Origin of the sequence: Protaetiibacter mangrovi (genome assembly GCF_024752305.1) — a bacterium.
GTDB classification, from domain to species: domain Bacteria; phylum Actinomycetota; class Actinomycetes; order Actinomycetales; family Microbacteriaceae; genus Homoserinibacter; species Homoserinibacter mangrovi.
The window spans coordinates 170,712-188,503 of the sequence record NZ_JANTHX010000005.1 but is presented as its reverse complement, the minus strand read 5'-3'; the positions used below and the strand labels follow the sequence as shown (position 1 = coordinate 188,503).

At 73.8% G+C, this 17,792-nt stretch carries 19 protein-coding genes, 2 tRNA genes and 1 riboswitch; of the genes, 12 read left to right on the top strand and 9 right to left on the bottom strand.

Going from position 1 to position 17,792, the window contains the following annotated elements:
- Positions 1-20: 20 nt before the first annotated feature.
- The 5 genes from NUH29_RS05740 to NUH29_RS05720 all read right to left on the bottom strand — a co-directional run bounded on the left by NUH29_RS05740 (position 21) and on the right by NUH29_RS05720 (position 6,841).
- Positions 21-698, bottom strand: a complete 678-nt coding sequence (locus NUH29_RS05740) for an ABC transporter ATP-binding protein (protein WP_258798071.1) — start codon at positions 696-698, stop codon at positions 21-23.
- Entirely contained in the window at positions 695-1,636 is a 942-nt protein-coding gene (locus NUH29_RS05735) for an ATP-binding cassette domain-containing protein (RefSeq protein ID WP_258798070.1), read from the bottom strand. Before NUH29_RS05735 ends, NUH29_RS05740 begins: the two co-directional genes overlap by 4 nt.
- A 4-nt stretch (positions 1,637-1,640) precedes the next feature.
- On the bottom strand, positions 1,641-4,307 hold the full coding sequence (locus NUH29_RS05730; protein ID WP_258798069.1) for an FtsX-like permease family protein: 2,667 nt from the start codon (positions 4,305-4,307) through the stop codon (positions 1,641-1,643).
- Positions 4,304-6,739, bottom strand: a complete 2,436-nt coding sequence (locus NUH29_RS05725; protein ID WP_258798068.1) for a hypothetical protein — start codon at positions 6,737-6,739, stop codon at positions 4,304-4,306. The genes NUH29_RS05730 and NUH29_RS05725 overlap by 4 nt, the downstream gene beginning before the upstream one ends.
- 29 nt (positions 6,740-6,768) lie before the next feature.
- A tRNA-Arg gene (locus NUH29_RS05720) sits at positions 6,769-6,841 on the bottom strand.
- 88 nt (positions 6,842-6,929) lie between these two features.
- Here NUH29_RS05720 and NUH29_RS05715 point away from each other — a divergent pair.
- The 8 genes from NUH29_RS05715 (at position 6,930) to NUH29_RS05680 (ending at position 11,158) form a co-directional block, all read left to right on the top strand.
- Positions 6,930-7,364, top strand: coding sequence for a MarR family winged helix-turn-helix transcriptional regulator (locus NUH29_RS05715; protein ID WP_258798067.1), 435 nt, complete (start codon positions 6,930-6,932; stop codon positions 7,362-7,364).
- Positions 7,361-8,596, top strand: a complete 1,236-nt coding sequence (locus NUH29_RS05710) for an MFS transporter (RefSeq protein ID WP_258798065.1) — start codon at positions 7,361-7,363, stop codon at positions 8,594-8,596. Before NUH29_RS05715 ends, NUH29_RS05710 begins: the two co-directional genes overlap by 4 nt.
- 31 nt (positions 8,597-8,627) lie before the next feature.
- Positions 8,628-9,251: an oligoribonuclease gene (gene orn, locus NUH29_RS05705; RefSeq protein WP_258798064.1), complete on the top strand. Its 624-nt coding sequence runs from the start codon at positions 8,628-8,630 to the stop codon at positions 9,249-9,251.
- Between the two features lie 28 nt (positions 9,252-9,279).
- Positions 9,280-9,355: transfer RNA gene (locus NUH29_RS05700), tRNA-His, on the top strand.
- Positions 9,356-9,408: 53 nt separating this feature from the next.
- Complete coding sequence (clpS, locus tag NUH29_RS05695) at positions 9,409-9,633, top strand: ATP-dependent Clp protease adapter ClpS (RefSeq protein WP_258798063.1); 225 nt, start codon at positions 9,409-9,411, stop codon at positions 9,631-9,633.
- Positions 9,630-10,082: a DUF2017 family protein gene (locus NUH29_RS05690; RefSeq protein WP_258798062.1), complete on the top strand. Its 453-nt coding sequence runs from the start codon at positions 9,630-9,632 to the stop codon at positions 10,080-10,082. The genes clpS and NUH29_RS05690 overlap by 4 nt, the downstream gene beginning before the upstream one ends.
- 68 nt (positions 10,083-10,150) lie before the next feature.
- Positions 10,151-10,432 carry a metallopeptidase family protein gene (locus tag NUH29_RS05685; RefSeq protein WP_373317444.1) on the top strand — a complete coding sequence of 94 codons (282 nt, stop codon included), beginning with the start codon at positions 10,151-10,153 and terminating at the stop codon, positions 10,430-10,432.
- Between the two features lie 96 nt (positions 10,433-10,528).
- Positions 10,529-11,158 carry a hypothetical protein gene (locus NUH29_RS05680; protein WP_258798061.1) on the top strand — a complete coding sequence of 210 codons (630 nt, stop codon included), beginning with the start codon at positions 10,529-10,531 and terminating at the stop codon, positions 11,156-11,158.
- On the opposite strand, the gene NUH29_RS05675 is transcribed toward NUH29_RS05680, so the two are convergent.
- Genes NUH29_RS05675 through NUH29_RS05660 form a run of 4 tightly spaced genes read right to left on the bottom strand, consistent with a single transcriptional unit; the run spans position 11,136 to position 14,678 of the window.
- Complete coding sequence (locus NUH29_RS05675; RefSeq protein WP_258798060.1) at positions 11,136-11,660, bottom strand: nucleoside/nucleotide kinase family protein; 525 nt, start codon at positions 11,658-11,660, stop codon at positions 11,136-11,138. The genes NUH29_RS05680 and NUH29_RS05675 overlap by 23 nt on opposite strands.
- Positions 11,657-12,460, bottom strand: a complete 804-nt coding sequence (locus NUH29_RS05670) for an energy-coupling factor transporter transmembrane component T family protein (protein ID WP_258798059.1) — start codon at positions 12,458-12,460, stop codon at positions 11,657-11,659. Before NUH29_RS05670 ends, NUH29_RS05675 begins: the two co-directional genes overlap by 4 nt.
- Entirely contained in the window at positions 12,457-14,049 is a 1,593-nt protein-coding gene (locus NUH29_RS05665; RefSeq protein WP_258798058.1) for an ABC transporter ATP-binding protein, read from the bottom strand. The genes NUH29_RS05670 and NUH29_RS05665 overlap by 4 nt, the downstream gene beginning before the upstream one ends.
- Before the next feature lie 11 nt (positions 14,050-14,060).
- Entirely contained in the window at positions 14,061-14,678 is a 618-nt protein-coding gene (locus NUH29_RS05660; protein WP_373317443.1) for an ECF transporter S component, read from the bottom strand.
- A gap of 61 nt (positions 14,679-14,739) precedes the next feature.
- A riboswitch (TPP riboswitch) is annotated at positions 14,740-14,850 on the bottom strand.
- 30 nt (positions 14,851-14,880) lie between these two features.
- Here NUH29_RS05660 and NUH29_RS05655 point away from each other — a divergent pair.
- The 4 genes from NUH29_RS05655 to NUH29_RS05640 all read left to right on the top strand — a co-directional run bounded on the left by NUH29_RS05655 (position 14,881) and on the right by NUH29_RS05640 (position 17,484).
- The gene (locus tag NUH29_RS05655; protein ID WP_258798056.1) at positions 14,881-15,387 is read left to right on the top strand and encodes an EXPERA domain-containing protein; all 507 of its coding nucleotides are present in this window, start codon (positions 14,881-14,883) and stop codon (positions 15,385-15,387) included.
- 17 nt (positions 15,388-15,404) lie between these two features.
- On the top strand, positions 15,405-15,704 hold the full coding sequence (locus NUH29_RS05650) for a DUF6412 domain-containing protein (RefSeq protein WP_258798055.1): 300 nt from the start codon (positions 15,405-15,407) through the stop codon (positions 15,702-15,704).
- A 78-nt stretch (positions 15,705-15,782) separates the two neighbouring features.
- Positions 15,783-16,499, top strand: coding sequence for a YidC/Oxa1 family membrane protein insertase (locus tag NUH29_RS05645; RefSeq protein WP_258798054.1), 717 nt, complete (start codon positions 15,783-15,785; stop codon positions 16,497-16,499).
- An 88-nt stretch (positions 16,500-16,587) separates the two neighbouring features.
- Positions 16,588-17,484, top strand: a complete 897-nt coding sequence (locus NUH29_RS05640) for an SDR family oxidoreductase (protein ID WP_258798053.1) — start codon at positions 16,588-16,590, stop codon at positions 17,482-17,484.
- Positions 17,485-17,792: the final 308 nt, after the last annotated feature.

The following is a 17,792-nucleotide window of genomic DNA, read 5'->3' as shown; positions in this document are numbered from 1 at the left end:
CGCCCCTCACGCCGTCCGCGTCACGCGTCCAGGCGGCCGTCGTGGATGCGCAGCACCCGATCCGCGCGAGCCGCGAGGTTCGCGTCGTGCGTCGCGACGAGGGCGGCCATCCCGGTCTCGGCCACGAGGCGTGCGATGAGATCCATGATCGCGGAGCCGGTCTCGGAGTCGAGTTGACCCGTCGGCTCGTCGGCGAGCAGCAGCGCGGGCCGCGCGACGACCGCGCGCGCGATGCCGACCCGCTGCTGCTGACCACCCGAGAGCTCCCCCGGGCGCTGGGCCGCATGGTCGGCGAGGTCGACGATCGCGAGCGCCTCCGCCACCCGGCGCTCCCGTTCGGCACGCGGCACCCGCAGGATGCGCAGCGGCACCTCGACGTTCTCGGCGGCGGAGAGCACCGGCAGCAGGCCGAAGGTCTGGAAGACGGATGCCACCCGGGTGGAGCGGAGCTCGCGCAACGCCGCCTCGTCGAGCCCGGCCACGTCGCGCCCCTCGAGCTCGACCCGCCCGGAGGTCGGACGGTCGAGACCGCCGAGCATCGTGAGCAGCGTGGTCTTGCCCGCGCCGGAGCGCCCCTGCAGCACGACGAGCTCACCGGCGGCCACCTCGAGCGACACGTCGTCGACGGCCCGCACCTCGCCGGCGGGGGTGGCGAACACGCGGGTGAGGTGCTCCGCGCGCAATGCGGTCGTCGTCATCGCGACTCCTCATCCCCGGTCGACGCATCCCGGACCGACGCATCCGGTGCGCCCCCGTACGGCTGCCCGGGTCGCACCTCGATCCGATCGGGCTCGAGGGTGAGTCGCACGCGGTCGCGCAGGCCGAGGGCCGTGGCGAATTCGCTCGGCACCTGCATGCGCCCGGCCCGATCGAGCACCGCGAACTCCTCGGCCACCCGCACCCGATCGCCCGCGGCATCCGTGTGGGTGCGGCGCAGCACCTCGGTCGAGGTGCGCCCGTCGCGGATGCGGATGGTGCGGTCGACGTGCTCGGCGACCGCCGGATCGTGGGTCACCACGAGCGTGGTGAGGCCGTGCTCGCGACCGACGGTCTCCATCGCCTCGAGCACCTGAGCGCTCGTCTCCTCGTCGAGCTCGCCCGTCGGCTCGTCGGCGAGCAGCACCCGGGGTCGGTTGGCGAGGGCGACGGCGAGCGCGACGCGCTGCTGCTGCCCGCCCGACAGCTCCGCGGGTCGGCGGTCGGCGAGGGCGGCGATGCCGAGCAGCTCGAGCAGGCCCGAGGCGTGGCTCGCGCGTTCGGCGCGCGGCACCACTCCGGCGACGTGCTGCGCGAGGGCGATGTTCTCGGCCGCCGTCAGGTAGGAGACGAGATTGCGGCTCGTCTGCTGCCAGATGAAGCCCACGCTCCCCCGCCGGTAGGCGACGCGCTCCCGCCGCCGCATCGCGGTGAGGTCGTGACCGGCGACCCGCGCGACGCCCGCGGTCGGCGCGTCGAGACCCGCGAGGATGCCGAGCAGGGTGGATTTGCCCGATCCGGACGCGCCCACGAGGGCGACGAGCTCGCCGCGCTCCATGCGCAGATCGAGGCCCTGCAGAGCCTGCACCTCCACCCCCTGGGCGGTGAAGATGCGCACGAGACCCTCGCACAGGATGTCGGGTTCGGCGAGCGCGGTCATCTGCTCATCCTTCCTCGTCGACGGTACGGACGGCGCGGGCGGCACCCGCGCGACGGGCGAGCAGCGAGGCGAGCAGCACGCCGAGGATCACGACGACGACGAGCGCGCCGACGATCGCCGCCGAGGTGCCGAGACCCACCACGAGCGCCGGCTGCGTGCTGCCCTCGGTGAACACGGTGAGATCGCCGGAGCGGGCCAGAGGGGCGAGCACCCCGAGCCCGGCCGCGAACCCGAGCGGCACCGCGACGACGAGAGCGGGCAGCAGCTCCCACAGCACCAGCCCGTACTCGTCGCGCGCGGGGGCGCCGAGAGCACGAAGCAGGCCGAACGCCCGAGCTCGCGACGGCGCGCCCGCCGAGAGGGCGAGGCCGGCGGCGAGCAACGTCAGCACCGCCGAGGCGAGCACGGCGATCGTCGTGCCGGTCACGAGGGCCTCGACGGCGGGCGCTCCCCGGCGCTCGGCGAGCACCGCGTCGATCGTGCGCACGGTGCCGACCTCGCCGAGGCGGGCGGCGAGCGCGGCGCGGACGGCGTCGGCGCGACCCGGATCGGCGGCGATGAGGAGCGCTCGAGGTCGGGCGTCGAGCCCGAGGTCGGCGGCGGTCGTCTCGGTGACGACCACCCAGGCGCTCGCCCGTCCGAACGGTCCGTCGTCGGGTGCGACGTCGGCGATCGGCAGCGGGGCGTCGGCGACCACGAGATCCGTGCCGTCCAGGCGGTCCGCGACCGTCCGCGAGACGAGGGCCGTGCCGTCCGCGATCTCGAGCGTGCTCGTCGACGCGGCCGCGAAGTCGGCCTCGTCGACGACGTAGACGGTCACGCGCCCGTCGCCGTCGGGGAACTCGACCGTCTGGTCGGGGTCGGAGGCGACGACGGCGACCGCGCGCACGCCGTCGACATCCGCAACAGCGGCGATGTCGTCCTGACCCAGATACCGGGCGTCGACACGCACATCGGCGCCCACCTGGGCGCGCGCGGCGTCGTCCACTCCGCGCTCGACGGTCGCGAGCAGCCCCGACCCGAGCACCGCGATCGTCACGGCGCTCAGCAGCGCGAGCACCGGTACGGCACCGATCGCCACGTCCCGCCCCGCACGTGCGGGCCCGAGCAGCATCACGAGTCCGCGGGCACGGCGGGCGAGCCTCTCGACGCCGCGGACCGCGGGAGGAACGAGACGCAGGGCGAGCACGCACGCGGCCGCGGTGGCCGCGGCGGGCAGCAGCACGGCGAGCGGCGGCACCGCTCCCCCGTCGGTCGTGGGCGTCACCACCACCGCGACGACGGCGGCGAGCGTCAGCGCGACGATCCCGGCATCCGATGCCGCACGCACCCGCGAGCGGCGGCGCTCCGACGCGTTGGCGCGCACGCCGGCGCGGGTGAGCAGTACACCGTCGACGGCGGCGGACGTCGCTGCGATCCCGGTGACGAGAGCGATCGCGAGCACGACCGGCGCGACCGGGCCGCCCGCCACGATCAGCACGACCGTCGCGGCGGCGGCGGATCCGACGAGGGCGAGCGCGCCGACTCCCGCCGCGAGCGCTCCGGAACGGGCGGCGTCGGATGCGCCGCGCGCCGCGAGGAGCTGCAGCAGCCCCCGTCGGCGTGCGACGAGAGCGCGCACCGCGAGGGCGAGTACGGCGGTACCGGCGAGCGCGACACCGGCGGCGATCGCCGTGTGCAGGGCGACGAGGCCGGCGAGCAGCGGTGCGGAGGCCGCGAGGATGGTCGGCGTCGTGCCCGTATACGAGATGTCGGCGTCCCAGCGGCCGTAGTCGGTGACGAGCGGCAGCTCGTGCGGCGTCGATTCGAAGCGACGGATGGCGGCGACCGTCTCGTCGGACGCGTCCGCGTGGATCGTCGCGGGTTCGATCGGCAGCCAGGTCTCGAACGTCGAGGCGGCGGCGAGGTCCTCGAGGGCGGCGATCGAGGCGGCGTCCGCGTAGCCCACCCCCACGTAGGTGGGCGGCTGCTCGAAGTTGTCGATGATCTCCGGGCCGAGGGCGATCGCGGCGTGATCCCACTCGCCGGCGTCGGGGTCGCGGGGGCTGACGAGCCCGACCAGCCGCAGCTGTCGGTCGCCCGCCGAGTAGTGCACGGCGCGCACCTCGCCGAGCTTCCACGCGAATGCGTCGGAGATCGCCTCGGTCAGCACGATCGGGATCGGCTGCCCGGCCTCGATGGGGCCCGGCAGCCGGCCCTCCACGACGTCGACGAGCTGGTCGAGCAGCGGATCGGCGCTCAGGATGATCCGCCCGTCGGGGGCGGACGCGGACGGGTCGACGGGCACGGCGGCCGTGCGATCGAAGCGCACCACCGCCCGCGGCGCGCCGAGGACGGCCGCGGCGGCGGGATCGGCATCCCTGGCGAAGGCGTCCAGCCGGTCGAAGGTGCCGCCCCAGGCGCGGGCGACGTCGGGGGCGAGACCGTGGTCCCCGCGCCCCGGCCCCGTCACCGGGATGCCTCGCGTCGCGTCGCTCAGGTCGCGTTGCGACGGAGGCGATGCGCCGACGGCCGCCTGGAGCACCTCGGTACGGGCGACCGACGCCCACGCGGACGCCGCCGCCGCACCGCCCGCGAGCACGGCGGCGAGCAGCAGCACGAGCACGGACGCGCCCGGCGCGTCGGCCAGGACGGCGAGGGCGATGCGGGTGCGCGACGGACGCCGGCTCATCGTTCCGGCCCCGATCGCCGGGCGACCGACACCGCGGCGGCCGCCGCGACCCCGACGACCCCGACCGCGAGGCAGGCGGCGAGCAGCACGGGAACCCCCGACAGGAGGTCGGCGCCCGCGAGCGATCCGACCCCGGCGGCCGCCGTGGCGGCGGCGCCGGCGAGCGCACCGGCGAGGACGGCGGCGGCCGCGGTGACCACCAGTTCCACCGCACGTGAGCGCGCCTGCGCACCCGACCCGACGCCGAGGGCGCGCAACGGCAGCACCTCGGCGCGACGCATCCGCGCGAGGGCGGCCGACGCCGCCGCGAAGCCTCCGACGCCGACGAGCACCACGAGCACCGCCGCGACGGTGGCCGCGGAGACCCCCACGGAGGTCGCGACCGCGGTGCCGGCACCGTCCGGCGTGAGCACCGTGGCGGAGCGATCGGTCGCCGCGCGCACCTCGACCGCCGCGGCCTCGGGTGCCGGAGCGGCGAGCCACACCTCGTCGACGGTGAGCGCGGGAGAGCCGTCCGGCACTCGGGCGGCGAGCGCGTCGCGCGCGACGAGCAGTCCGGATCCCTCGATCCCGGGCACCGGCCCGACGACGGCGACGACGGCTGTCACCCGTTCCCGGATGCCGGGGATCGCGAGCGGCACCTCGTCTCCCGGGGCCGTGCCGAGTCGGGCGGCGAGCTGCGGGGTGATGCGCACCGCGAGCAAGCCCGCATCCTGCGGAGGCACGATGCCGGTGACCGTGTCGAAGTCGTCCGCGCCGATGACGAGAGTCGTCGCGACCGACCCCGCGTCGACGCCGACCAGGGCGACCTCGGTCGCGGCGGTCACCCCGGTCAGCCCCGCGTAGGCGGATGCGGAGACGGGGTCGGTGTCGACGGAGCCGAAGCCGATGCGCACGTCTCCTCCGACGGCCGCGCGCACGGCCGCGGCCTCATCGCGCGACACCGCCCCGGCGGCGAAGCCCGCGACGGCGACGGCACCCGCGGCGAGCGCCACGACGACGAAGGCGCTCGCGACGGCGCGCGGGCGCCGACCGAGCTGGCGGAGGGGAAGCACCGGCAGCAGGCCGTTCCCGCGCGCCGCGATCCGCTCGGCGACGCGCATGGTCGGCGCGAGCAGCAGACGCAGCAGCAGCACCCCGGCGACCAGCACGAGCGAGGGCACGAGGGTGCGCAGCGGGGAGGCGGGCACGGCCGCGGCGGTCGTGGCGGCGAATACCGCCGCCACCGCGACCGCGAGGGCGGGCACGACCGACTCGGTCTCGGCGACGGCGCGCTCCCGTCGGGCCGTCGACCGCGACGCCGCAGTCATCACCGCGACCCCCGCGAGGCCGGCCCCCACCCCGGCGGGAACCGCTGCCGCCGCGTCGGCGCCGGCGGATGCGCACACGATGACCGCGGCGCCGAGGCCCAGAGCCGTGCCCGTCCCGACGACCGCAGATGCCTCGGCGAGCCGCAGCAGCTGTCCGTGCACGCGTCCGAGACCTCGGGCGACGAGCAGGCGGTCCTCGATGTCGCGCACCTGTCCGATCGAGCGCGCCACGAGGCCGAGCACGAGGCCCGCCGCGACGAGCACGAGCACGGCGGCGGTGTCGCTCAGCACGCGGGAGGCGTCGGCGGCGGCCCGCGCCCGCGCGACCGTCGCGCTCAGCTCACCCTGCACCGTGACGGCGAAGCTGGTGCCGGAGGCCAGTCCGCTCGTCGCCGCGCGCAGCCGCGCGTCGACGGGCGCGAGCGCGTCCAGCGCGGCGACGTCGACGTCCGGGTCGCGCGGCACGAGGGTCCAGCTGACGCGCGGGCGCGCTTCGAGCGCGACGAGGTCGGACTCGTCGACCATCAGCGGGCCGATCGCGTCACCCGCCCGCCCGGATGCGATGAGCGTCTCCGAGAACCACGCCGGGTCGGCGGTGTCGCGGGCGCGCCAGATGCCCACGATGCGATGAGTCCGCCCCGCGACGACGACGACGTCGCCGACGTGTGCACCGAGGATCTCGGCCGCGGGCTCGGCGATGGTGACCTCGTCACCGGAGGCCGGCCAGGACCCCTCGACGAGGTCGCTCAGTTCGGCGAGACGCTGCTGGTCTCCGAGCACGAGCTGCCGCACCGCCCCGCCGACGAGGGCCTCGACCGGCTCGCTGCGTACCGCGCGCACGGTGTCCAGGGGCGCATCGCCGACCGCCGAGGCGATCGCGTCGCGCACGCGGGCGTCCTGGGAGTCGGCGTCGTCGCGCGCGAGAGCGGTGTCGATGCGCAGTGCGCCCGCCGTGGGCTCGGCATCCGCCAGCAGCGCGGACACGCCATGGTCGGTCGCCACGGACGGCACGGCGAGCAGGGTCACGAGCGATCCCGCACCGACGGCGGAGACGACCAGGGCCGCCAGCAGCGCGCCCGCCTGCGTGGCGCTGCGGCGCAGCAGCGCTCGGGCGACGCGCATGTGCCCCCCTCGACCTCGCGTGCGTGGTGTGCCCTCGGCAGGAATCGAACCTGCGACCAAGAGATTAGAAGGCTCCTGCTCTATCCGCTGAGCTACGAGGGCGCCCGACCAGGCTATCCCAGCGCCCTCACGCAACGACCGGCGTTAACATGCGCAAGTTATATAACTCAGGTATATACTTTCTCGAGTGATGAACTCCGACATCCTCGAGTCGCTGCTCGTGTCGACGCACCGCCTCACCCGGGTGGCCGCGCAGGCGACCGGCAGCACGACCCCCTCCGCGCAGTGGCGCACGCTCTCGATCCTCGAGGCCGACGGCCCCATGCGTATCGGCGAGCTCGCCGCCGCGAGCCGCGTCACCCAGCCCGGCATGACCCGGCTGCTCGCGACGATGGTGGAGGAGGAGCTGGTCTCGCGGATCGCCGACCGCGACGACTCCCGCGCCTGGCTCATCGTCGTGACCAAGAAGGGTGCGCAGGCGCTCGCCGACTGGCGCGCGCAGCTCGCGCAGACCCTGGAGCCGTGGTTCGGCGAGCTCTCCGACGACGACTGGGCGACTCTGGCCTCCGCGGCCTCGCTGCTGCAGGCGAACCTCGGCACCGACTCGGCGGCGGTGGCCTCGTGAGCGGGCACGGCGACGGGGCGAACATCCTGAAGCAGCCGAAGGCGGTGTGGGCGGTCGCGTTCGCCTGCGTCATCGCCTTCATGGGCATCGGGCTCGTCGACCCGATCCTGCCGTCGATCGCGGCCGACCTCGACGCGACACCCACCCAGACCGAGCTGCTCTTCACGAGCTACCTGCTGGTGACGGGCGCGATGATGTTCTTCACGAGCTGGGTGTCGAGCCGCATCGGGGCGCGCTGGACGCTGCTCATCGGGCTGGCCCTCATCGTCGTATTCGCCGCGTTCGCCGGCTTCAGCGGCAGCGTCGAGACGATCATCGGCTTCCGCGCCGGGTGGGGCCTCGGCAACGCGCTCTTCATCTCCACGGCGCTCGCCACCATCGTCGGCGCGGCGGCCGGCGGCAGCGGTGCGGCCATCATCCTCTACGAGGCCGCGCTCGGCGTGGGCATCGCGATCGGCCCGCTGCTCGGCGGGCTGCTCGGCACCATCAGCTGGCGCGGTCCGTTCTTCGGCACGGCGGCGCTCATGGCGATCGCCCTCATCGCGATCCTCGTCATGCTGCCGGGCGACGCGAAGGCGCAGCGCCCCGCCCCGGCGAAGCTGTCCGCACCGTTCCGCGCCCTGCGCATCCCGGCCCTCGCCGTGCTCGCGCTCGTCGCGCTGTTCTACAACATCGGCTTCTTCGTGCTGCTGGCCTACACCCCGTTCCCGCTCGGCTTCGACGCGATCGGCCTCGGTCTCACCTTCTGCGCCTGGGGCATCTCGCTGGCCGTGACGAGCGTGTGGGTCGCGCCGATCCTGACCGCCCGGATGCGGCGCACCACCGTGATCGCGACGGTGCTGCCGCTGCTCGCGGTCGACCTGGTGCTCGCCGGGGTGTTCGTCTCCTCCCCCGCCGCCCTCGTCGCCGCGGTGATCGTCGGAGGCCTGCTTCTCGGTGTCATGAACACCGTGCTCACCGAGTCGGTGATGGAGGCGACCGATCTACCCCGTGGCGTCGCCTCGTCGGCCTACTCGGGGGTGCGCTTCCTCGGCGCGGCCGTCGCCCCGCCGCTCGCGACCGTGCTCGCCTACCTCGGCAGCGCGGGTCTGCCCTACTTCGTCGGCGCGCTCTCGCTGGCCCTCGCAGCCGGTCTCGTGCTCGCGTTCCGCGGGAAGCTCGCGCGCATCGACGGCGACGTCGAGCCCCCGCTCGTCGAGGCGGAAGCGATCGGGCTCGGCGACGCCGCATAGCGTCTCGGAGGCCGCGACTAGTGTGGAGGTCATGAGCCAGGGCGCCGAACTCCTCGTGTGGGTCGACTGCGAGATGACCGGCCTCGACCTCGAGATCGACGAGCTCGTCGAGGTGGCGGTGGTCATCACCGACTACGAGCTGGTGCCCGTCGACCCGGGTTTCTCGATCGTCATCAAGCCCGACGAGTCGGCGTTCGCCCACATGGGCGACTTCGTCCGCGAGATGCACACGGCATCCGGTCTGCTCGACGAGATCCCGCACGGCGTCACCCTCGCCGACGCCGAGTACCAGGTGCTCGAGTACATCCTGAAGTTCGTGCCCGAGCACGGCACGGCGCCGCTCGCGGGCAACACGATCGGCACCGACCGCTCCTTCCTGGCGAAGTACATGCCGCGCGTCGACGCCCACCTGCACTACCGCAGCGTCGACGTGTCGAGCATCAAGGAGCTCTCGCGACGCTGGTTCCCGCGCGTCTACTTCCAGGCGCCGGCCAAGAACGGCGGGCACCGTGCGCTCGCCGACATCCTCGAGTCGATCCGCGAACTCGACTATTACCGCAAGGTGGTCTTCGTGTCCGACCCCGGCCCGACGAGCGACGAGGCCCACGCCGCGGCCGACGAGGTCGTGGCGAAATGGGCCCCGCGGATACCGTAGAATCGGCTGGTTGCGTGAGCAGCGTATGGCGGTCGTAGCTCAGTTGGTAGAGCGCTGGCTTGTGGTGCCGGATGTCGCGGGTTCGAGTCCCGTCGATCGCCCCAACTCCTCTCCTCTTCTCGAGGACGACACCCGCATCTCGCTCGATGCCCCGTGGGTGCTGATCGTGTGGAACGACCCGGTCAACCTCATGAACTACGTCGCCCACGTGTTCCGGAGCTACTTCGGCTACCCGCGCCCCGAGGCCGAGCGGCTCATGATGCTCGTGCACCACGAGGGGCACGCCGTCGTCGCGACCGGGCCCCGAGAGGAGGTCGAGCGGCACGCGCAGGCGATGCACGACTACGGCCTGCAGGCGACCGTCGCCCGGGACGCGCCATGATGATCGGGCGCGCCGACGGGGGCGTGCGCATCGAGTTCGCGGCGGAGGAGGCGGGGCTGCTCACCGTGCTCGCCCACCAGTTCGCCGATGTCGTCCGCGACCCGGAGCTCGATGACGCGCCGCTGCTCGCGACGCTGTTCCCGGATGCCTACCGCGACGACCCCGACGCCGCATCCGAGTTCCGGCGCTACACCCGCGACGAGCTGGAGCAGCGCAAGATCGAGGCGGTGGAGGCCATCTCGGCGACCGCCTCCGAGGGGGCCGTGCTGCTCGACGCCGAGGCCGCCGAGACCTGGGCGCGCGCGCTGACGAGCATCCGGATGATGGTGGGCACCCGGCTCGGCATCCGCGCCGACGGCGACGAGCCGGGTTCCGGTCCGCTCGCCGAGATCTACCGGTGGCTCGGCGAGCTGCAATGGGTGCTCGTCGACGCGCTGGAGGGACCGTGAGCCTGGAGCTGTCGGCGGAGGAGTTCGAGCGGATCGTGATCGACGAGCTCGACGAGCTGCCCGACGAGATGGTCGACGGCCTCGAGAACCTCGTGTTCGTGTGCGAGGACCGCCCGGAGGACGGCTCGCTCGACCTGCTCGGCGTCTACGAGGGCACCGCGCTCACCGAACGCGACCGCTACGGATTCGGCGAGCTGCCCGACCGCATCGTGCTGTTCCGCGAACCGCTGCTCGCGATCTGCGCCGACGAGGACGAGCTGCGCGACGAGATCCACATCACCCTGGTCCACGAGATCGCCCACTACTACGGCATCGACGACGAGGAGCTGCACCGTCTCGGCTGGGCCTGAGACGCCGATCACGGTTCGGCTGTCAACCGCGCACGGCCCCTTCCGCGTCGTGAGGACGAGACCGTACGATGCGGTCGACCACCACAGGAGGCCCCCATGATCCGCCGCACCGCCACCGCCCTCGTCGTCCCCGCCGCCCTGCTCGTCACGCTCACCGGTTGCACCTTCGGCGTCGTCGGCGGCGGCTCGGGTTCGGGATCCACGCCCGGTGCCGACGGCGGCGCCTCGCTTCCCGCGGATGCCGCGCTCGCGAGCTGCATCGCCGGCGACTGGCACGCCGACCTCGACGACGCGGCCTCGCAGATCGGCTCGTTCCTGGCCGGAAACGGGCTGAACGTCACGGCGTCGACCGCGAGCGGCACCCAGGACCTGACCGTCGATGCGGACGGGCTGGACTTCGAGAACGCCATGACCTTCGTGATCACGATCGACACCGGCGACGGCATCGTGATGACGGTGACGCAGACCCACGCCGGCACGGTCACCGCGGTGTGGAGCTGGGAGGGCGACCCCGCGGAGACATCCGCCACGATGCACTTCTCCGACTTCGACAACTCCACCTACACGGTGCAGAACACCGTCGACATCAACGGCACCGCCGTCTCGACGCCGATCGAGGCGCCCGACTACGTGGCGGGCGACGTGCCGCTCGAGGTGACCTGCTCGGGCGACACGATGACGACGCATCCGACCGAGTCGCCGTTCACGACCACCTGGCACCGCTGAGTTCGAGGTCGGCCAGCTCGCGCGACCCCTCGGCGGCGGCGAACGCCTCCTCCTGGGCGGCCCACCGCTCCCAGTGCGGTGCGTAGGCGTCGCCGTCGCGGGCGAGCGCGCGGCGCTTGCGCTCGGCGTCGTCGAGCTGGAGCCACCACGCGTGGTCGGCCAGTGACCGCGACGCACGGGAGATCGCGCCGCATCCCTCGACGATGAGCGAACCCGCGCGGTCGACGGATGCCGACCCGCCGGGTGAGGCGGCGACCCAGTCCCAGCGTGTCCATGCGCCGTCGCGCACGATGCCCGGCACCGCCGTCGCGCCCTCGGCCAGACCGTCCCAGCCGGGGTAGACGTCGTCGAGCGACACGAGCGCGGCACCGGTCGCGGCCGCGATGCGGGTCGCGAGCACGGTCTTGCCCGCCCCCGAACGCCCGTCGACGAGCAGAACCCAGGGCTGCGGGCCGGAGCCGAGCCGGTCCAGCAGCGGCCCCAGCTCGAGGTCGTCGCTCATCCGCGCGGCCCCAGGATGAAGTGGAAGGTGCCGGCGGCGAGCGACGCCGCCAGCGCGCACCCCGCGATGGCGACCCCGATCGCGACCAGCGCCCACTCGGCGGCGCCGAACCGTGCGACGCGGGCGGAGCTGCGGGGGCCGTCGCCGCCGAATCCGCGCGCCTCCATGGCCGTCGCGAGCGAGCCGCCGCGGCGCAGGGCGAGCACGAGCAGCGCGAACGCGACCGAGCCGAGGAAGCGCAGCCGTCCGAGCGCGCCGCCGGCGTCGCCGACCCCGCGGGCGCGACGCGCCAGCACGAGGGCGCGCCAGTCGTCGACGAGCAGTCCGACGAGGCGGAACGCCGCCAGCGCGCCCAGCACGAAGCGGGCGGGCAGGCGCCAGGTCTGGATGAGCCCGTCGGCGAGGTCGGTCGGGTCGACGGTCGCGACGAGCAGCACCGCCGGGAGCCCGATCGCGAGCACGCGGAGGGCGGCGGCGGCGGCGAGCTGGAGCGAGCCCTCGCTCACGGTGGCGAGCAGGAAGGTGCCGTAGACCTCGCCCGAGGGGGCGCCGTAGAGCGCGATCGTGACCGCCGTGAGGGGCGCCGCGACCAGCAGGGGCAGCATCCGCACCGCGAGCGCACGCAGCGGCACCCCCGCGAACGGCACGAGCAGCAGTTCGAGGGCCAGGGCGACCGCGCCCGAGACCCAGTCGATCGTGACGAGCAGCGCGACGCCGATCGCGGCGGATGCGGCGATCTTCGCCACCGGGTTGATGCGGTGCACGAGGCGATCGCCCGTGACGGGTGCGAGCAGCGTCACGATGCCACCCCGTCGATGCGGCGCGGAGAATCGTGCGAGATGGTCGCTTCACGCTCCCGGAAGCCACCATCTCGCACGATTCTCGGGGCATCCAGCGTGAGCTCGTCGGCGTCGAGGGCGCGCACGAGGGCGCGGTCGTGGGTGACGACGACGACGGCGCGACCGGCGTCGCGCTGCTCGGCGAGCAGGGCGACGAGTTCGCGCCAGGTGCGGGCGTCCTGCCCGAACGTCGGCTCGTCGAGCACGAGCACGCGGGGGCTCGTCGCGAGCACCGTCGCGACCGACAGCCGCCGCTTCTCGCCCCCCGAGAGGCTGAACGGATGCGCCCGCGCGAGGCGGGCGAGCCGCAACCGCTCCAGCAGCTCGTCGACAACCCGCGCGGTCGCCTCCTGGTTCATCCCGAGTGCGTGCGGGCCGAGCTCGAGCTCCTGCCGCACGGTGGGGGTGAGGAACTGGTGATCGGGACTCTGGAACACGAAGCCGATGCGCGTGAGGAGCTCGCGCGAGCGCCAGGCGGCGGGGTCGCGGGTTGCCCCATCCGCGAGCTCCACCGACGCGTCGACCTCCCCCGCGACCGGCGGGATCAGGCCCGCGATCGTCAGGGCGAGCGTCGTCTTGCCCGCGCCGTTCGGCCCCGTGAGGGCGAGAACCCGGCCGGCGCGCACCTCCACCTCGACGTCCCGGGCGGCGGCCGCGGCGAGCTGCTCCGGTGTCGCTGGACGCCCCCGGCGGATGTCGCGTCGCGTGCGCCCCGCACGTCCGACGGCGAGATGCGTGCCGCGCAGCAGCGCGGGCCCCGGTGCGCCCGCGGGGCGGGCCGGCACGGCATCCGCGGCGCCGGGCAACCAGACGCCCGCCTCTTCGAGCTCCGCGCGCGCCGCGGCGACCACGGCATCCGGGGAGCCGTCGGCGATGACGCCCTCCGGAGCGAGCACGACGACCCGCGTGATGTGCGGCCACCACGCCTCGACCCGGTGCTCGACGACGACGAGCGTGCGGGGTCCCGCCGCCGCCACGACCGCGTCGACGACCTCGCTCACGCCCTCCGGGTCGAGGTTCGCGGTCGGCTCGTCGAGCAGCAGCAGCGACGGCCGCATGGCGAGCACCCCGGCGAGCGCGAGTCGCTGCTTCTGCCCCCCGGAGAGCGCCGTGGTCGAGTGGTCGAGCGGGAGCTCGCCGAGTCCCACCGCGGTGAGCGCCTCGGGCACGCGACGTCGGATCTCGTCGGGCGCCACGCCCTGGTTCTCGAGCCCGAAGGCGACGTCGTCGCCGAGTCGGGCCAGCACCGCCTGCGTGTCCGGATCCTGCAGCACGAGCCCCGCCGCCCCGCGGACGGTCGCCGCGGGGGAACCGTCGAGGAGCAGCGCGCCCGTCTGCTCCCCCTCCTCGGCACCGCCCAGGATGCCGGCGAGTCCGTGCAGCAGCGTCGACTTGCCGGCCCCGGAGGCGCCGAGCAGCAGCACCCGCTCGCCCGGTTCGATCACGAGGTCGAGGCCGGAGACGGCGGGGTCGCGGCGACCGGCGTGCCGCCAGCCCCACCCGCGTGCCTCGACCCGGGCGCCGCGCGCCCCGGTCTCCGCCGTCTCCATCGCCTCGCCCGTCAGACCAGCTCGGCGCGCTCGCGTCCCGCGGCGAAGCGCGAGAGCACCCCGGTCGCCGCGAGCGCCCGCACGAGCAGCCACGAGAGCAGCCCGGCGATCACGGCGCCCGTGACGATCGAGGAGACGAGGTAGATGATCGCGAACTCGGGGGTGAGTCCCGCGGCGTACCAGACGACCAGGTCGTTGATCGCCATCGCGACCCCCGCGCCGACGCCGGCGAGCACGGCCGCGCCGAGTCCCCAGCGGCGGTAGAGCAGCAGCGCGAACACGAGCTCGGCGCCGAGGCCCTGCACGAGGCCGGCCTCGATCGTCCACCATCCCCACTCGTTCGGCACGATGATGACGCTCACGGTCGCCGCCACGAGCTCGGTGAACAGCGCGGCGCCGGGCTTGCGCACGATGAGCCCGCCGAGCACGCCCGGCAGCAGCCAGATGCCGGCGAGCAGCGCGCCGAGCCCCGGCAGCAGGGCGCCGACGGCGTCGCGCAGCGGCGAGCTGGTGGCGTTCCAGAGGATGAAGACGAGCCCCAGCGCGACGCCGAGGACGCTCGCGATGACGATGTCGATCACCCGCCAGCGGCGGGTGGGTGCGGATGCGGATGGTGCGGTGGTCACGATGCGTGCCCTTTCTGCGACTGTGTCGCTGCAAGTGGCACGGGTGGGCGACCGCGGATGCGGTCGGACCCTGAGATGGCCTCCCTGCGCCGGCATGATCCGGATCAGGTTCGACGGTCGAAGCTTGGATGAGCTTCCTCTCAGCCCGGCACACCGGACTCCCGTGTTCGCATCCAGCCTATCCCCCACCCGCTACGCTCGCGCCATGCCCGACGCCGTCGTCAACCTGCCGCTGCGCAGGCGCCCCATCGACATCTTCTTCGCCGTCATGTTCACGCTCTTCATCGTGACGTCGTGCATCGCCGACATGCTGCCGACCGTCGGCGTCGACTTCTCGCAGCCGACCGGGCAGTTCCTGGTCGACTCGAACTACTGGTACGCGCACGACGCCGACCCGCTGTTCATGCATCCGCCGGTGTGGATGCGCATCGTGACGGGCCTGTCGGCGTTCGTCTACCTCGCCTTCTACCTGGTGCTCGTGCCGGCGCTCATCCGCGGCTGGAACCGGATCCAGCTGCCCGCCGTGATCTACGCGACCGCCATCAGCGTCATCACGGGCGTCATCGTGTTCGGCGTCGAGTTCTTCGGCGAGCCGGAGTTCCAGACCCAGAACCCGGTCAAGTTCCTGGCCTTCAACCTGCCGTACGTGCTCATCCCGCTGCTGCTCCTCATCCGGATGCGGAAGCCGCTGCCGTTCACCCGGCGGTTCTGAGCCCGTAGGCTGAGCGCGTGACCGGGTTCCTCGCGCCGCTGCTGCACGGCATCGCCATGCTCGCGGGGTACGTCGGCATCACGGAGCCGGGCGAGACGCTCGCCACCCTCGGCGCCCTCGCGCTCGTCGGGGCCCTCGCGGCGGTCGTCGTCGCGCTCGTGCGCGCCACCCTCGCCGCATCCCCACGCCACCTGGCGGTCGGGCTGCGCGCCCGCCGTCACGCGGTGCTGCTCGGGCGGCTGCCCGACGCCTCGCATCCGGATGCACGCGGCCACGTCCGCTCCCGCGCTCCGGGGCTGTCGGCCTCGGCCGCCTGACGCGCACCCTCGCGCCCCTGCTCTTCGAGCCGGGCGGCCAGACGCATCCGCCTGCCCGCATCCGACCCCGGAGCACCCATGAACATCTTCGATCTGCCCCCCATCGCCGCGATCCTCGCGGTGTCCGCCGACGCCCTCGCCGCCCTCGGCGGGCTCGTCACCCCCGCCGGCGCGGTCGTGCTCGTCACGCTCGCCGTGCGCGCCGTCCTCATCCCGGTCGGCATCTCGGTCGCGAAGGCGGCGCAGGGGCGCCGCCGCATCGCGCCCCGGCTCGCCGAGCTGCAGAAGCGCTACAGGAAGCGCCCCGAGCAACTGCAGAAGGCGACCCTCGAGCTGTACGCGAGCGAGAAGGTCTCGCCGCTCTCCGGCTGCCTCCCGATGCTCGCGCAGGCCCCGGTGATCTCGCTCGTCTACGCGCTGTTCGCCTCGGCGACGATCGCCGGTGCGCCGAACCACCTGCTCGACGCCTCACTGCTCGGAGCGGGACTCGGTCGTCACCTGATCGACCTCGGCTCGGGCTTCCAGCCGAGCGACCTCGTGTTCGTCGCGCTGCTCGTGGTGATCGGCGTGGTGGCGTGGCTGAACCGACGGATGGCGCTGCGCGACGCCGCCCCGACCCTCGCGACGGAGGTGCCCGGTGCCGCGTTGCTGAGCCCCCGTGGTCCGCTCGGCTGGGCGCCGTTCCTCACCCTCGTCGCGGCCGCGTTCGTGCCGCTCGCCGCGACGCTCTACCTCGCCGTGTCGGGCGTGTGGTCGTATACGGAGCGGCGGGTGCTGCGGAGCGTGTACGCGTGACTCCCCGCAACTTTCGAAATTCCGCGCGCATCTTTCGGCCGTGCACGATCTCCCCTAATGTTGTGACCCACAACAAAGGGAGAAGACGATGGCGTCGGACCAGCTCACCTTCGACAACCCCGTGCAGCGGCACGCGCACATCAAGCCGCACGCCTCGTGGCAGCCGCTCCCCGGGCTCGACGCCGAGCTCGACCCGAAGGCCGACCACGGCGAGACCAGCTACCGGGGCACCGGGCGCCTCCCCGGGCGCAAGGCGCTCATCACCGGCGGCGACTCCGGCATCGGCGCGGCCGTCGCCATCGCGTTCGCGCGCGAAGGGGCGGATGTCGCCCTCGGCTACCTCCCGGAGGAGCAGGTCGACGCCGAGGCGATCGCCGAGGTGGTGCGCGCCGAGGGTCGCACGGCGCTGCTGCTGCCCGGCGACATCCGCGACCGGGAGTTCTGCCGCCGGCTCGTGGCGGACGCCGTGCAGGGGCTCGGCGGCCTCGACATCCTCGTGAACAACGCGGCGCACCAGGTGTACCACCAGAGCTTCGACGAGCTCGACGAGGCCGACCTCGACCGCACCATCCGGACCAACCTGTATGCGATGAACTGGATCACCCGGGACGCGCTGCCGCACCTGCCGGCCGGCGCGACGATCATCAACTCCACCTCGGTGCAGGGCTACAACCCATCGCCCATGATCATCAACTACGCCTCGACGAAGTTCGCGATCATCGGGTTCACCAAGGCGCTCGCCGCCGACCTCGCGCCGCGCGGCATCCGCGTGAACGCCGTCGCACCCGGCCCCGTGTGGACACCGCTGCAGGTCTCGGACGGCCAGCCGGCCGAGAAGCTCGACGGCTTCGGCGAGTCGTCGTGGCTCGGCCGCACGAGCCAGCCCGTCGAGCAGGCGCCCGCCTACGTCTTCCTCGCCTCGCCCGAGTCGAGCTTCGTCGTCGGCGAGGTGATCAACGTCAACGGCGGCGCCAACGTGCCCTGAGCGCCTGTGGACAGCGCACGACCCGGCCGCGCCGCGCCCGGCAGGGTGGGCGCATGGTGCTGCGCCTCGACCCCGCGATCCCCCTCGTCTGGCGCGACCCGCAGACGCTGCAGTTCGGCGTCGACCCGGTGGTGACGGTGCTGCCCGAGGTCACCCCCGGTGTGGAGCGCCTCGTGTCGGTGCTCGCCGCCGGGGTGTCGGCGTCGGGATATCGGATGCTGGCGGGCACCCACAAGGTGACCGAACGCCAGCGCGACCGCCTGCTCGAGACCCTGCGCCCGTGCCTGCTGCCCGAGAACCCGGATGCC

Excerpts from the sequence above, each read along its gene's own strand:
- NUH29_RS05740 (WP_258798071.1), bottom strand. The coding sequence starts at position 698 with ATGACGACGACCGCATTGCGCGCGGAGCACCTCACCCGCGTGTTCGCC.
- NUH29_RS05735 (WP_258798070.1), bottom strand. The coding sequence starts at position 1,636 with ATGACCGCGCTCGCCGAACCCGACATCCTGTGCGAGGGTCTCGTGCGC.
- NUH29_RS05730 (WP_258798069.1), bottom strand. The coding sequence starts at position 4,307 with ATGAGCCGGCGTCCGTCGCGCACCCGCATCGCCCTCGCCGTCCTGGCC.
- NUH29_RS05725 (WP_258798068.1), bottom strand. The coding sequence starts at position 6,739 with ATGCGCGTCGCCCGAGCGCTGCTGCGCCGCAGCGCCACGCAGGCGGGC.
- NUH29_RS05715 (WP_258798067.1), top strand. The coding sequence starts at position 6,930 with ATGAACTCCGACATCCTCGAGTCGCTGCTCGTGTCGACGCACCGCCTC.
- orn (WP_258798064.1), top strand. The coding sequence starts at position 8,628 with ATGAGCCAGGGCGCCGAACTCCTCGTGTGGGTCGACTGCGAGATGACC.
- NUH29_RS05690 (WP_258798062.1), top strand. The coding sequence starts at position 9,630 with ATGATGATCGGGCGCGCCGACGGGGGCGTGCGCATCGAGTTCGCGGCG.
- NUH29_RS05685 (WP_373317444.1), top strand. The coding sequence starts at position 10,151 with ATGGTCGACGGCCTCGAGAACCTCGTGTTCGTGTGCGAGGACCGCCCG.
- NUH29_RS05680 (WP_258798061.1), top strand. The coding sequence starts at position 10,529 with ATGATCCGCCGCACCGCCACCGCCCTCGTCGTCCCCGCCGCCCTGCTC.
- NUH29_RS05675 (WP_258798060.1), bottom strand. The coding sequence starts at position 11,660 with ATGAGCGACGACCTCGAGCTGGGGCCGCTGCTGGACCGGCTCGGCTCC.
- NUH29_RS05665 (WP_258798058.1), bottom strand. The coding sequence starts at position 14,049 with ATGGAGACGGCGGAGACCGGGGCGCGCGGCGCCCGGGTCGAGGCACGC.
- NUH29_RS05655 (WP_258798056.1), top strand. The coding sequence starts at position 14,881 with ATGCCCGACGCCGTCGTCAACCTGCCGCTGCGCAGGCGCCCCATCGAC.
- NUH29_RS05645 (WP_258798054.1), top strand. The coding sequence starts at position 15,783 with ATGAACATCTTCGATCTGCCCCCCATCGCCGCGATCCTCGCGGTGTCC.
- NUH29_RS05640 (WP_258798053.1), top strand. The coding sequence starts at position 16,588 with ATGGCGTCGGACCAGCTCACCTTCGACAACCCCGTGCAGCGGCACGCG.